At 43.3% G+C, this 12,776-nt stretch carries 12 protein-coding genes and 2 pseudogenes; 9 read left to right on the forward strand and 5 right to left on the reverse strand.

Going from position 1 to position 12,776, the window contains the following annotated elements; translation table 11 throughout:
- Positions 1-68: 68 nt before the first annotated feature.
- A pseudogene (locus AC2TF5_RS00975) lies at positions 69-341 on the reverse strand (hypothetical protein); the annotation flags it as partial.
- A gap of 263 nt (positions 342-604) precedes the next feature.
- On the opposite strand from AC2TF5_RS00975, the gene AC2TF5_RS00980 reads away from it, so the two are divergent.
- The 9 genes and pseudogenes from AC2TF5_RS00980 to AC2TF5_RS01020 all read left to right on the forward strand — a co-directional run bounded on the left by AC2TF5_RS00980 (position 605) and on the right by AC2TF5_RS01020 (position 8,672).
- Positions 605-1,768 carry a sensor histidine kinase gene (locus tag AC2TF5_RS00980; RefSeq protein ID WP_491300441.1) on the forward strand — a complete coding sequence of 388 codons (1,164 nt, stop codon included), beginning with the start codon at positions 605-607 and terminating at the stop codon, positions 1,766-1,768.
- A 5-nt stretch (positions 1,769-1,773) separates the two neighbouring features.
- Positions 1,774-2,445 carry a response regulator transcription factor gene (locus AC2TF5_RS00985; RefSeq protein WP_491300442.1) on the forward strand — a complete coding sequence of 224 codons (672 nt, stop codon included), beginning with the start codon at positions 1,774-1,776 and terminating at the stop codon, positions 2,443-2,445.
- 188 nt (positions 2,446-2,633) lie between these two features.
- Complete coding sequence (locus AC2TF5_RS00990; protein ID WP_491300443.1) at positions 2,634-3,668, forward strand: alpha/beta hydrolase; 1,035 nt, start codon at positions 2,634-2,636, stop codon at positions 3,666-3,668.
- A 62-nt stretch (positions 3,669-3,730) separates the two neighbouring features.
- Positions 3,731-4,182: pseudogene (locus tag AC2TF5_RS00995) on the forward strand (hypothetical protein); the annotation flags it as partial.
- Between the two features lie 215 nt (positions 4,183-4,397).
- On the forward strand, positions 4,398-5,921 hold the full coding sequence (locus AC2TF5_RS01000) for an MFS transporter (RefSeq protein ID WP_491300444.1): 1,524 nt from the start codon (positions 4,398-4,400) through the stop codon (positions 5,919-5,921).
- Positions 5,922-6,334: 413 nt separating this feature from the next.
- A complete protein-coding gene (locus tag AC2TF5_RS01005) occupies positions 6,335-7,264 on the forward strand; it encodes an ABC transporter ATP-binding protein (protein ID WP_491300445.1) in 930 nt (309 codons plus the stop codon).
- Positions 7,257-7,481: a hypothetical protein gene (locus tag AC2TF5_RS01010; RefSeq protein ID WP_491300446.1), complete on the forward strand. Its 225-nt coding sequence runs from the start codon at positions 7,257-7,259 to the stop codon at positions 7,479-7,481. The genes AC2TF5_RS01005 and AC2TF5_RS01010 overlap by 8 nt, the downstream gene beginning before the upstream one ends.
- A 35-nt stretch (positions 7,482-7,516) precedes the next feature.
- Positions 7,517-7,882: a hypothetical protein gene (locus AC2TF5_RS01015; RefSeq protein ID WP_491300447.1), complete on the forward strand. Its 366-nt coding sequence runs from the start codon at positions 7,517-7,519 to the stop codon at positions 7,880-7,882.
- Between the two features lie 181 nt (positions 7,883-8,063).
- Positions 8,064-8,672, forward strand: coding sequence for an acyl-CoA-like ligand-binding transcription factor (locus AC2TF5_RS01020; RefSeq protein WP_491300448.1), 609 nt, complete (start codon positions 8,064-8,066; stop codon positions 8,670-8,672).
- A gap of 198 nt (positions 8,673-8,870) precedes the next feature.
- On the opposite strand, the gene AC2TF5_RS01025 is transcribed toward AC2TF5_RS01020, so the two are convergent.
- The 4 genes from AC2TF5_RS01025 to AC2TF5_RS01040 are packed head-to-tail and all read right to left on the reverse strand — an operon-like array spanning position 8,871 to position 12,626.
- The gene (locus AC2TF5_RS01025; RefSeq protein WP_491300449.1) at positions 8,871-9,878 is read right to left on the reverse strand and encodes a FecCD family ABC transporter permease; all 1,008 of its coding nucleotides are present in this window, start codon (positions 9,876-9,878) and stop codon (positions 8,871-8,873) included.
- Positions 9,875-10,885 carry a FecCD family ABC transporter permease gene (locus AC2TF5_RS01030; RefSeq protein ID WP_491300450.1) on the reverse strand — a complete coding sequence of 337 codons (1,011 nt, stop codon included), beginning with the start codon at positions 10,883-10,885 and terminating at the stop codon, positions 9,875-9,877. The genes AC2TF5_RS01025 and AC2TF5_RS01030 overlap by 4 nt, the downstream gene beginning before the upstream one ends.
- A gap of 9 nt (positions 10,886-10,894) precedes the next feature.
- Positions 10,895-11,830 carry an iron-hydroxamate ABC transporter substrate-binding protein gene (locus tag AC2TF5_RS01035; RefSeq protein ID WP_491300451.1) on the reverse strand — a complete coding sequence of 312 codons (936 nt, stop codon included), beginning with the start codon at positions 11,828-11,830 and terminating at the stop codon, positions 10,895-10,897.
- Positions 11,778-12,626 carry an ABC transporter ATP-binding protein gene (locus AC2TF5_RS01040; protein WP_491300452.1) on the reverse strand — a complete coding sequence of 283 codons (849 nt, stop codon included), beginning with the start codon at positions 12,624-12,626 and terminating at the stop codon, positions 11,778-11,780. The genes AC2TF5_RS01035 and AC2TF5_RS01040 overlap by 53 nt, the downstream gene beginning before the upstream one ends.
- Positions 12,627-12,776: the final 150 nt, after the last annotated feature.

Raw genomic sequence — 12,776 nt, forward strand, 5'->3', positions numbered from 1 at the left:
TTTCGGGAAGGGTGTGGCCTCGTGGTGGGCATTCATTTGACGGCAATTCATTATGTATATCTGGCGTTTATCGTGTTTATTATGGCGCTGCTGATCCGGCGGCGGGATACAACGATGATAGAAATAATAAGAATAATCGACAACAGCTCTGTAATGGCATAAATAAAACTATTAAAAACACCACTAATGGACGCAGTTAAATCGCCTGTAGCAAAGATTGCTAGCATGAAGATGCCTACTACACAAATGAGGGTGGTATCGCGACGTTTAACCATAAAGCCAATGATAAGGACAATAAAAACAACGTAAATCCAATGGAGAGCCGTGAATTCTATCCCCATACTTTTCCCCCTCAAAATTCAGTCTGGTTCTATAGAACATGAAGAGAAAAATATGAAGTGTCTCACCTAAACTAACTGGAGTTTCAGTGAAGAAGGAAATGGTATAATTGTTAGAAGTTTAGAACAAATAAATACAAAAAAGAATTGAAAATGTTGACTCTTTTGAAACTACAGTACAGTTTTAATTTATCATCTCCAGGTAGGATTCGAAAATGATTAGTATTAGGAATGATGGTATATACACCGAAGATGGGGGAATAAAAGTGGAAGCAATAATAGATCAAAGGAAATGGCATTGGCCCGACTATTTTCTATTTCTCATGCGTACGGTATGGTTTTCTTTTAATGGATACGCGATATTCGTTAGTACGATTGGTTCGGAAAAGTGGATTATACTTTTATGGGCTAGTTGTTCTTATATCATACCCCATCTATTTTATCGGCCTGGGCTTATAAAGTTCCATTATTATTTAATGGCCGAGGTGTTGTTAACGGGGTCTTTGTTTATTTACTTATCAAGTCAGTATGATATATCAGTGACGTACAGTTTTTTACTTGTGCCTATCCTTACTCTTGCTTATGCTTGTCAAGTTAAGCCATTAATTTGGTTAGGACCTTTCGCCGTATTAGCTAGTACATGGGCAGGCAGTCTCTTCACTAATCAGGATTTCTTTAAACTCTTCATTGATACTACTATTTTTTATGGTATTGGGTTTTGCTTAGGAAGGATGACCATCGTCAATAAAGCTAATAAAGAGTTAATTGCCTCTATAGAGGAAAAAAATAAGGATTTGGAGTATTACTCCAAAAAAATTGAGGAACTGACGATAAAGGAAGAACGAAATAGAGTTTCACAAGATTTGCATGATACGGTAGGCCATATTTTCACATCGGTCATAACAAGCTTAGATGCCCTTCCTTTTCTATATCGGGCAGATCAAAAAGAAGCAGAAAAAAGTATAAAAGAGATTTCAGATTTAGCACGGAATGGCTTGAACGATGTGAGAAAGACAATTCACCATATGTCTCCAACGGACCATCAGACACTTGTTGAATCAGTGAAAGAATTGATTGCTGATTTTATGAAACATACATCAACAGATATACAACTGAATGTCGAAGGGGAAGCGACCAAAGTCAGTGAAAGAGTAAAGTTTGCCATTATTCGTTGTATCCAAGAAGGACTTACAAATGCGAAAAGACATGGTCAGGCTACTTTTATTGCTGTAAATATTTCGTTTAAACAAGAAGAATTAATTGTTCTTATAGAAGACAATGGAAATGGTTGTAATGAATTGAATTTAGGATTTGGCTTACGCTCCATGAAAGATCGAATATCGGCATTAGCAGGTACAGTTAACTTTGATTCTAAATTGAATAATGGCATGAGGATAACGTGTAACATACCTATGGCAAAGGAAGTTTAATGATCATGATTAAAGCGGCAATCGTTGAAGATCAAGAGATTCTAAGAAAAAGTTTAAAAATTGTGATTGAAAATATTTCTGACATTGAGATTGTTGGAACTGCAGAAAATGGAGAAGAGGCAATTGCTTTATGCGAAAGGGAAAACCTTGATATTCTTTTAATGGATATTCAAATGCCGGTGATGGATGGGGTTAGGGCGACAGAAGAAATAAAAAAACGTTGGCCCAATATAAAAGTGATCATCCTTACTACTTTTCAAGATGTCACTCACGTTTTGAATGCCCTAAATGCTGGTGCAGAGGGTTATATATTAAAGGCTGTTGATCCAGAATATTTAGTTCAGGGAATTAAAATGGTGTATCACGGAGGTTCCCTTATTCCTCAACAATTAGCAAAAGAGGTGTTTGGTCAAATACAATTAAATCATAACTCACACTCGGATCAAGACTATAACGCTATGAATCATCCCTATGATTTAAATCATCAAGAAATAAAAGTACTCAAATGTTTAACCCAAGGATTGTCCAATAAAGACATTACAGAAAAAATGTTTCTTTCCATGGGGACTGTGAAAAATTATGTTTCTACCATTTATTCAAAATTGAATGTAAAAAATAGATCTTCCGCTATTACTAAAGCAATGGAAGAGAGTCTTATAGAAGATAAGAAACATTAAATAAGAGAGTGTAGATGAAGTTAATTCGACTTTGTCTACGCTCTTTTTTGATTGCAGCCCCTTATTTAAATATTAGCCAAAGGTCATAATTTTCGTTGTATTTAAAAATATTTATGACTTATTAATGACTTACCGGCACTACAGTATATTACTTTTCAATTGTAGAGTATTGGGTAAGGAGGGGTTAGATGAAAAATTTAAAGAGATTCATAAAATATGTCGGATATGTCGGTGTATTCATTATTATCATACTGGTAATTGCACTTTTCAGGCCCACATGGACTTCGAATATAAAAGGGGATAACAGTATTAGTGTCTTAGAACAAGTTGAGATCAATGGCACCAAACAGCAAATCATGATTAGAGGCCGTGATCTAAATAACCCGGTTATTATTTCTGTACACGGGGGACCGGCTTGTTCCGAAATTCCTTATGCAGCTAAGTACGAGGACTTGTTAGAAAAGGATTTCACTATCGTTAATTACGATCAAAGAGGAAGCGGTAAATCATATCATTTTAATGAGGATTATTCTAATTTAACGGCAGATGTACTTGTAGATGATTTATTAGAACTTACCGATTATATTTCGAAACGATTAGGTAAAGAGAAAGTGATCTTATTAAGTCATTCTTACGGTACATATTTAGGAACAATGGCTGCTTATAAAGCACCAGAAAAATATGAAACCTATATTGGGATTGGTCAACTGGGTAATATGCAAGAAAGTGAAATAGATAATTTGAATTATACAATAAGTGAAGCGAAAAAAGCCGGAAATACAGAAGATGTGAAGTACTTAGAGGGGATCGCTGAAAATATATATAAAGGAGAGGCAGTGGCTCCAAGAGATTATGTAGGGAAGTACGGCGGCGCTACAAGACTTATCAATATGCCGGATGGCAATATATTAGGGATACTATTAAGTCGTGAATATAATTTGTTAGATTTAATTCGCTATACTAGTGGATTTAAGACACAAGCACAGCTTGTAAATGAGGTTCTTGATAAGCCGCTATCTAAGATCGTTACCAAACTTGATTTACCATTTTATTTTGTAATGGGTAAATACGACGCTATGGCATCATCTAATGCAGCAAAAAAATATTTTGATATGATTGAAGCGGATCACAAGGAGTTCATTTCTTTTGAAGAGTCAGCTCATTATCCACAATTTGAAGAGAGGGAAAAGTTTTATGAATGGATGTGCGATACATTTAAATAGGGTATCTTTTTTGTTACATTGAATGCGAGATTGTGAAGAATTGTACTTTAACAGGCAACCTACCGGTGATTCCCATTGCGGCCTTTTTCTATCTGGGCGATTCGGCATTCACAGATCTGTTCGGTAAAGTGCTGCCGGAAGCTTCGCATGGCATTGTGAACGACCTTGGCGTGGCTTTAGCTGGTAGTGTGCCGATGAATGGAGCGGTAGGGGCCGTAACCTTGACGATTACCGGAGCGATTACGGGATTGGATGGTTGGGCTTCTCCGGCATCTCGCTTGCCGGGTCGATCGCGCAGCTGTTTGCCGTGGCAACTCATTCAAGTGCGGCGACTTTAACGGCGCTTGGCCAGGTAGCGGCAATCTGGGTGGGCGGCGGAACGCTTATCCCGTGGGCCCTTATTCCGGCCGCCGCCATTTGCGGTGTGAGTCCGTTTGAGCTGGTGCGGCGGAACCTTAAGCCGGTATTGATTGGTTTAGCTGTGACGACCGCGGTAGCCATTTTACTTTTATAAGTCAGAGATCTGCCCCGGGAAGTGTTCCCGGGTTTTTTTGCGTTGTCCGGACGATGCAACGGCTGAAGAGTGTAACCTTGTCGATTGCCGCATGGATGGGAGGAGGTCGTTGTCAGATGCTTTAAAAAAACCAGGAATTAGGATAAAAATAATTTGACAGTAACTATCAAATGAAATAAACTCTCATTATTGAAATTGAAAAGGAGGTAACTCTCATGATTAATCAAGGGAATCGAAGATGGTGGGTACTGGGTGCTCTTGCAGTGGGGATCCTTGCGGTCGGACTAGATATGACCATTCTTAACCTCGCCCTGCCTATTCTTGCTACGGATTTGCATGCAACGAATGGGGATCTGCAGTGGTTTGCGGATGCGTATAACCTAATATTTGCTGCTATGCTTTTGCCAGCAGGCTTGCTAGGTGATCGATTGGGAAGAAAGAAGATGCTTATTACTGGTTTGCTCGTGTTTGGGGTGGCTTCTGCAGTATGTGCTTACGCTAGTACAACCTGGGAGCTGATTGCTGGACGCGCAGTTCTGGGACTTGGTGCTGCATTTCTGGTACCTTTGTCAATGTCGATCATACCGGTGTTGTTCTCTGAGGAAGAACGTCCTAAAGCAATAGGCGTATGGATGATGGCTAACGCGCTCGGTATTCCGCTGGGGCCGATTGTGGGGGGCTGGTTGCTGAATAACTATTGGTGGGGTTCAATTTTCCTGATCAATGTCCCACTAGTCATCATTGCCTTATTCTCCGTTTCTATCTTGTTGCCTGAAACGCGCAGCGAAATTAAGCAAAAAGTGGATACGATAGGTATCCTTTCTTCAAGCCTTGGATTGGTCAGCTTGACATACGGAGTCATTGAAATTGGCGAAAATGGCTGGGGAGACGTTACAGCATTATCTACTATGATTGGTGGGATATTGTGCTTAGTAATTTTCATGTTATGGGAAAAACGTGTCCAGCAACCGCTTATTGATCCATCATTATTTCGCTCATCCAAATTTACATGGGGTTCAATACTGGCCACTGTCATATCCTTTGCCTTGTTTGGAGTGTTATTCGTTACACCTCAATATTTCCAAGCGGTTCAAGGGGTAGATGCGTTACATTCCGGATTACGCTTGCTGCCATTAGTTTTAGGTCTTCTGATTGGTGCCCCTATATCCGATAAACTTCAATCGAAGTTTGGTACCCGGGCTACTATGGCGCTTGGTTTCTTAATACTGTTTGCCGGCTTAGCTATTGGAGCCAATACGGGTATAGATAGTGGATACGGCTTTGCCTCAATATGGGTTACTGTAGTTGGTTTTGGGATTGGATTGGCCTTGCCCGCGGCAATGGACGTCGCGATGTCGCCGCTATCGGCGGAACGCAGCGGCGTAGGTTCGGCTTTAATTATGGCACTACGTCAAGTTGGGGGGACGATGGGGGTTGCTATATTAGGGACCGTTCTCAGCACTTACTATCGAAATAATCTTGATTTGAGCGGTTTGCCGGGAGATGTTGCAGAAGTTGTGCAGCGCAGCGTATCCGCTGGAGCAGCAGTAGCACAGAAAATCGAATCGGCAGCTTTATTAAACTCAGTACGCGCTTCCTTCGTTGCTGGAATGGAAATGATGCTGTGGGTATGCGGAGGAGTCGCGGTTCTAGGACTACTTCTAACAATAATTTTTATACAAAAGAAGACAAACTCCAACAGAACGCCAGAGTTGAATCAAAATGTGAGTGGGGAATAAGCAAGTTTGTTACATAAAGTGCGTGTTCAAAAAGGTCGGTTTTCAGCACCGAAGCTTATGCTTTCGATGTGCGTTTTTTCAAACGCTTCAGTTGGATGAAGCTAGGGACTGAGGAGCGGAGCTGCACGTTTTCGTAGAAAACGTCTTCGGAAGCATCATCTGTTTTGGGTACGTGAGCACCGGAAGGACTGGTTGAATTCAAGATTCGATGCCGAGCCCACTTCCTGATTCACTTCGTGTTAGATATAGAATTTATAAGTTATCAGCGGAGCTGATGAAATTCTATATCGCAAGAAAACCAACCTTTGAATCGCGGTCGCTCATCCTTGAATGGCCTCGTTAGAGGTTTTCTTATCAAAAGCGGACTTTTTGAACAACCTCGTAAAGTAAAATCACTAATAAGGTGGTGTAGTATGTCTGCCATTCTCCTCCGGAATCTGAATAAAACATACAGCGGCAAGCGTGGTGTGATTGATCTGAATCTAAAGGTAGAGCGAGGCGAAATCTTCGGATTCATCGGGCCTAACGGGGCTGGAAAATCGACGACGATACGACTGCTTTTGCAATTGATTGCTCCTACTTCAGGAGAGATATTTATTTTGGGACATCGTATCAACGGTGACGACCCGCGACTGCGCAGAAAAATAGGTTATCTCCCCTCTGAGGTTCAGCTTTATCCAGATATGACAGGCAATCAGGTCCTGAACTTCACGGCAAACGTACACGGAGTAAATTTAAAAAAGTCGCCGCTTCATGATTATGCAGAAAGACTTCAATGGAATGGGAATCAGAAAATCAAATCCTATTCATTGGGCAATCGAAAGAAACTCGGCATTCTTCTTGCGCTTATTCATAATCCGGAATTACTAATTCTAGATGAACCAACCTCGGGATTGGATCCACTCGTGCAGCAACAATTTTTCCAAATACTCCGTGAATGGAATGAGTTAAAAGGAACGACTGTGTTTTTCTCAACTCATATACTGACTGAAGTTGAAAAATTATGTGACCATGTTGCCATTATCCGAGACGGGCGCTTAATACAAGTATCAACGGTATCAGAGATTTCCGCTGCGGGCGACCATTTCATTGAGGTTTCTTTTTCTGAAATAGATGAACGCGGTCAGCTGCAGGAACTGTATAAAATTGATCCGAATACCAGATGTGAAAACGGTATTTACCGATTCCGTGTTCAGGATAAGGAACTTCGTTCTCTTCTTGCTGTACTGTCCAAAATGCCAGTTAAGGATTTGAGCGTGCGGAGAACGTCGCTTGAGGAAAAATTTATGAGCGAGTATGTTTCGGGAGTTAATGGGTCAGATGGGGGGCTCGGACATGAATAAAATGATGCGTTATGAGTTTAACCAAAATAAAAGAAGCTTCTGGATTGCTTTATTAGTCGTAGGGCTTCTCCAAGCCATCCCCGCGGCAGCCTCCAAGTCCGAAAACCTCACTACTTTTGAAGGATGGGTATCCGGACAGCCATTCACATTTTTTTTACTTCTCCTTGGCTTTTTCTCCATGATTGGGCTAAATGGCTCGCACATATTAATCAAGTGATTGTGATTGCTGTTGTATCGACAGGAATTGTCTTGTTGATAGGAAATTTTATCGGTATGCTGAATGCGCCTTGGGCAGTAGCGAACGTTATGTTGGCAGGATTATTGACCTCATTAGCATTTATGGGAATCGGATTTGCATTATCTCCATGGCTGAACTCTGAACGCGGAGCTTTGTCGATTGGGATTGGAATAGTATCAATTATGTTTTTATTCAATATAATCTCTGGCCTGAATGATAGTTTTATGTGGATGGCAGAGGCTAACTTGTTTAAATTGTTTGATGCAGCAGCCATTAGTGGGGGAGAGGGGCTGCCTATCGCATCAGTGTTCGGCGCATTGGGGCTGCTTGCAGCGGGGAGCTGTGCAGGATGGGCCGGTATTGTTCAAAGGGACTTGTGATATTCGCGGTGAAAATATAAAAACCAGCGATGATGCAAGAACAGTTGAATGATCATGCTAGAGTATGCTAACTTCTCATCATTTCGTAATCATGCTAAACTTACATATGATTGATTATGGGACGGTTTATGGGATCGAATAAATGGAGTTCGAAGCAAAATACCATTGGGGAGTGAGCGGCGTGTCATCAGGTAACCAAAAAACCATTGGGTTGCGAGAACGCAAAAAAGCCAAGACCATGGCGGCAGTTCAGATGCATGCGTTGCGTCTTTTTAGAGAACTGGGCTATCACGAAACTACCGTCGAACAAATTGCCGAGGCTGCGGAAATATCACCGAGTACTTTTTTTCGATATTTTTCAACCAAGGAAGAGGTAGTCACTACAGATAATTACGATCCGCTTCTTATCGCTGCTTTTGAAGATCAACCTTCAGATCTAAGTCCGATTCAAGCTGTCCGTCAAGCGATGACCTCGGGAGTTAAAGAACTGTCGGATGGCGAGCTGGCCACGATGCGAGAACGAGATCAACTGATTATGAGCATTCCCGAGCTCAGGGCGGCAACCTTGAACAACATGACCAAGACGATGAAGTTGATTTCGGAGATGGTGGCCAAGCGTATTGGCTGTTCGCCGGACGATATGGCAGTTCGTACTTTTGCCGGGGCGGTCATCGGTGTGAACATTTCAGTCATGATGTATTATGCAGAACATCCGGATGCTGATTTCAAGCAATTGTTGGATACGGCCTTAAGCCAACTGGAGGTAGGCCTGCCATTGCCGGGAAAGTAACATAAACGATGAGATTTTCCTTGAGATATTCGTCAGGTGTTTTTTTTCATGAGACGTGTTCGGCGAAGGGCTCATTAATATTTCAAAATAAGCAAGGTGCACGGTCAATCATGTAGACCCTTGTGCAAAGCCGTAGAAAAAGTCCCTTGAGCGTTAGGCTCAAGGGACTTTCAACTTTTTTCGGACACCGCTGTCAATCTATTTTTTTAGGAGCAGATACATAAAGTAAGGTCCGCCGATCAGCGCGACCATAATCCCCGCCGGAATGCCATCAGGATCAACCAGATTGCGTCCAATTGTGTCAGCGAACATCAACAGCCATCCGCCGACCAGAATAGCGACCGGGATAAACATCTGGTTTCGCGGTCCGACCATCGCTTTGGCGATGTGCGGAGCCATGAGTCCGATAAAGGCGATACCGCCTGTTACCGAAACCGCAGAAGCGGCAAGTGCCACGGCTGTCAGAAGCAGAATAAGACGTTCTTTTTCAATGGATACCCCAACGCCGACGGCGACTGGCTCGCTGAGCCCCAGCAGATTCAACCGATTCGCCTTGTACAGCGTAAATGGTATGAGAATGATCAGCCAAGGGAGAATAGCCCATATAAATGGCCAGTCCGAGCCCCATATGTTTCCGGCGATCCATTTTGCGATAAAATCGACTTTAGAACGCTCCGCGGATGAAGTGATGACAATCATCACGCCCGACAGAGCCATCGAGAAACCGACACCAATCAGTACTAATCTTGTCGGCTGCAGGCCTGAAATGCGGTTGTACGAAAGTGCGTAGATCAGAAATGCCGTAATCAATGCACCGAGGAATGCGACCAAAGGAAGCATGTACACGAATGAGCCCGCCTCAATCGGAAAGAACAGAAAGAATATGGCGATCGCTACACCCGCACCCGAGTTAATACCGATGATCCCCGGGTCTGCGAGATCATTACGTGTTATTCCTTGCAAAATAGCACCGGATAACGCCAACGCCATTCCTGCAAGCAGCGTAATCAGCAATCTCGGTAAACGAATAGAGAAAAGCACAAAGTTTTCTTTGAACGTCCCTTGACCGAGCAGAGTCGGGATCAGTCTGTCATGGGACAAGGAAGAGTAGCCTATCCCCATACTGATGATGGCTGTTACAACAATAAGTGCAGTCAATCCGATGAGAATCAATCGTCGTTTTTTTATAAGTGCCGGATGGATCATGAGAATGCTTTTCCTCCTTTACGAACGATTATCAGGAAGAAAGGCAAGCCCATCATCGCCACGATAGCCGCCACTGGAGTTTCGAACGGAGCATTGAGGGTACGTCCGAGCGTATCAGCAAACAGCATAAAGGTTGCGCCGGAGATTGCCGACATCGGTATAATAAACCGGTAATCCGTTCCGACAACCGCTCTAACAATATGGGGAACCATCAGTCCGATGAATGCCATGTTCCCGACGAGGGCGACAGATGCCCCAGCAAGCAAAATCGTGATGATAAATAGAATGGCTTTGATACGAACCGTCTTTTGGCCCAAGCCTACGGCGACCTCTTCACTCAGGCTAAGAATCGTAAGCTGCCTTGAGAGGAGGAGGGCAATGATGATGCCGATCACGATAACAGGGACGATAATCTGAAGCTGGCTCCAGGTGGTGCCGATCATACCTCCGGCTGTCCACATGGAGACATCTTTGGATATTTTAAAATAAATGCCGACGCCTTCAGCGATCGCGTACAAGAACGCGGATACGGCAGATCCTGCCAGAACAAGACGAAGAGGAGAAAAGCCGCCCTTTTTTATGGCGCCTAAACTGAACACCATGAAAGAACCGACAGCAGCACCGATAAAACAGGCAATCATAATGCCGAAATAATTCACAGAAGGCATCCAAGCCATCGTTATAGCCAGTGCCGCATTGGCACCGGCTGTGAGCCCAAGCAGACCGGGATCTGCTAATGGGTTACGGGTCATGCCTTGCATAACAGCACCCGAGACTGCCAGTGCAGCGCCGACAAAGATGGCAGCCATTTCGCGGGGCATCCGAATTTCTCGGAGGATCGTAATTTTATCTCCTTGGGCATTCGAGGTAAGCGCCAGCCATACATCGTTTATGGTTGTATCGGCTGCTCCAAATAACATGGCGACGATAAACATGGCAGCAAACATGGCTATACCGGCTATCAGCTTATAAACAAATGGAATGGTACGTTTCGTTTCAGTACTCATGATCGTTCATCAGTTACCAAGAAATGATTTTTTAAAGAAATCCAGCTGGAAGTCGAGCGTAAGCGGATCATTGAAGTAAAACTCTTTCATATTGGCCTCAAACACTTGATTGTTCTTCACAGCGGGAATGTTCTTGTACGTCTCGGTTTGCTGAAAGGAGTTGTCTTGATCTGGGTCTTTGCTCAGAATGACGTAATCACCGGCGAATTCCGGGAGAACTTCTGAAGATAAGGCATAATAGCCAGCTTTGAGCGCTGTTTCTTTTACCTTCTCCGGCATGTTCAGCTTCATTTCTTGGTACAGGATTTCCGTACCGCGGCCCCAGTTGTCGCCGTATACGTATAGCTGTTTATCGAAATTTTCGATAACGGATACGGTCTTATCTGGCCCGATTTTGGTCTTAATGTCTTCTCCGACTTGCGCTGCGCGTTTTTTAAAATCATCCACCCATGCAGCAGCTTCTTTTTCCTTGTTGAGCAATTTACCAATTTCCAGATGCTGTGTCAGGTAGTCTACTTTACCGTAGGTGTACGTTACGGTTGGTGCAATCTCTTTCAACTTATCAACGTTGTTAATACTGGACAAACCAATGATCAGATCGGGATCGAGCTCGATGATCTTCTCGAGGCTTTCATCGCTCACTTCTGCAACATCTTTTAGTTGTTGTTCAAAACGAGGGTTATTCTTGGACCAGGAATCTACGCCGACGACGTTAACGCCAAGTGACATAATATTCCCTGTAAAACTGGACAGCACGACGACACGCTGCGGATCAGCAGGCACCTTGACAGGACCGCTTTCCGATTGGTACGTAATGGTTGCTGATTCGGTTTTTTCTTTATCGGTAGGGGCCTTGACGCCCTCTTTATCGGTAGACGGATTGCCGCAGGCACTAAGAGCCAGCAGTAACAGTAGAACGAACGGGATGTATATTTTTCTTCTCATGAGTAGGTTCTCCTTTTAGTAAGTTGTATGTGATACACATCGGTCTACCCGTTCGGGGATCCTTGCCGATTTCGGCATCAATCTGAAACACTTTTCGCAGCACATCATGATGGATCACTTCCTCGCAGCTTCCGGATTTGACGATTTCACCGTCTTTCATGGCGATGATATAGTCGGCAAAACGTGCAGCCTGATTCAGGTCATGCAGTACCATGACGATGGTGCGTTCCTGCTCCAGATTCAGCTTTTGCAGCAGTTCCAGAACTTCCAGCTGGTGCGCCAAATCCAGGTAGGTAGTGGGCTCATCCAGAAAAATAATGTCTGTTTCCTGGGCTAAAGCCATGGCAATCCAGACCCGTTGACGCTGTCCTCCCGACAAGGCATCTACAGGGCGGAACTTAAATTCTATGGTTCCTGTCACCTCAAGAGCCCAGTCGATGACTTCGTAATCTTTTTTCGTTAAACGACCGAAACCTTTCTGGTATGGAAAGCGACCGTAGGATACAAGCTCGCCGACGGTGAGTCCGCTAGCACTTTCGGGTGACTGGGGGAGAATCGCCATCTTTCTGGCTAGAGCCTTGGTGTCCTCTTTGGCGATATGTTTTCCATCCAACAGGATCGTTCCATCTTGATGTGAAATAATGCGCGTAATGGCTTTTAACAGTGTTGATTTACCACAGCCATTGGCCCCGATGATCGTGGTGATTTTTTTGTCAGGAATCTTCACGCTAAGCCGCTTCACAATAAGACGCTCACCATAGCCAATGCTTAAGTCCTCTGTATATAGACGAGTCATGAGGGAACCTCCATTTAGATTGATTAAAGATTGATTTTATTGATAATGATTATCAGTTTCACTACTTTTATTACTTTAAAGTTATGCAATTATGTTGTCAACCTCTAATTTTAGTTGTAAAAAGAGCAGAATGAGATTATATTGTATTGA

The organism is Paenibacillus sp. JNUCC 34, assembly GCF_058269055.1.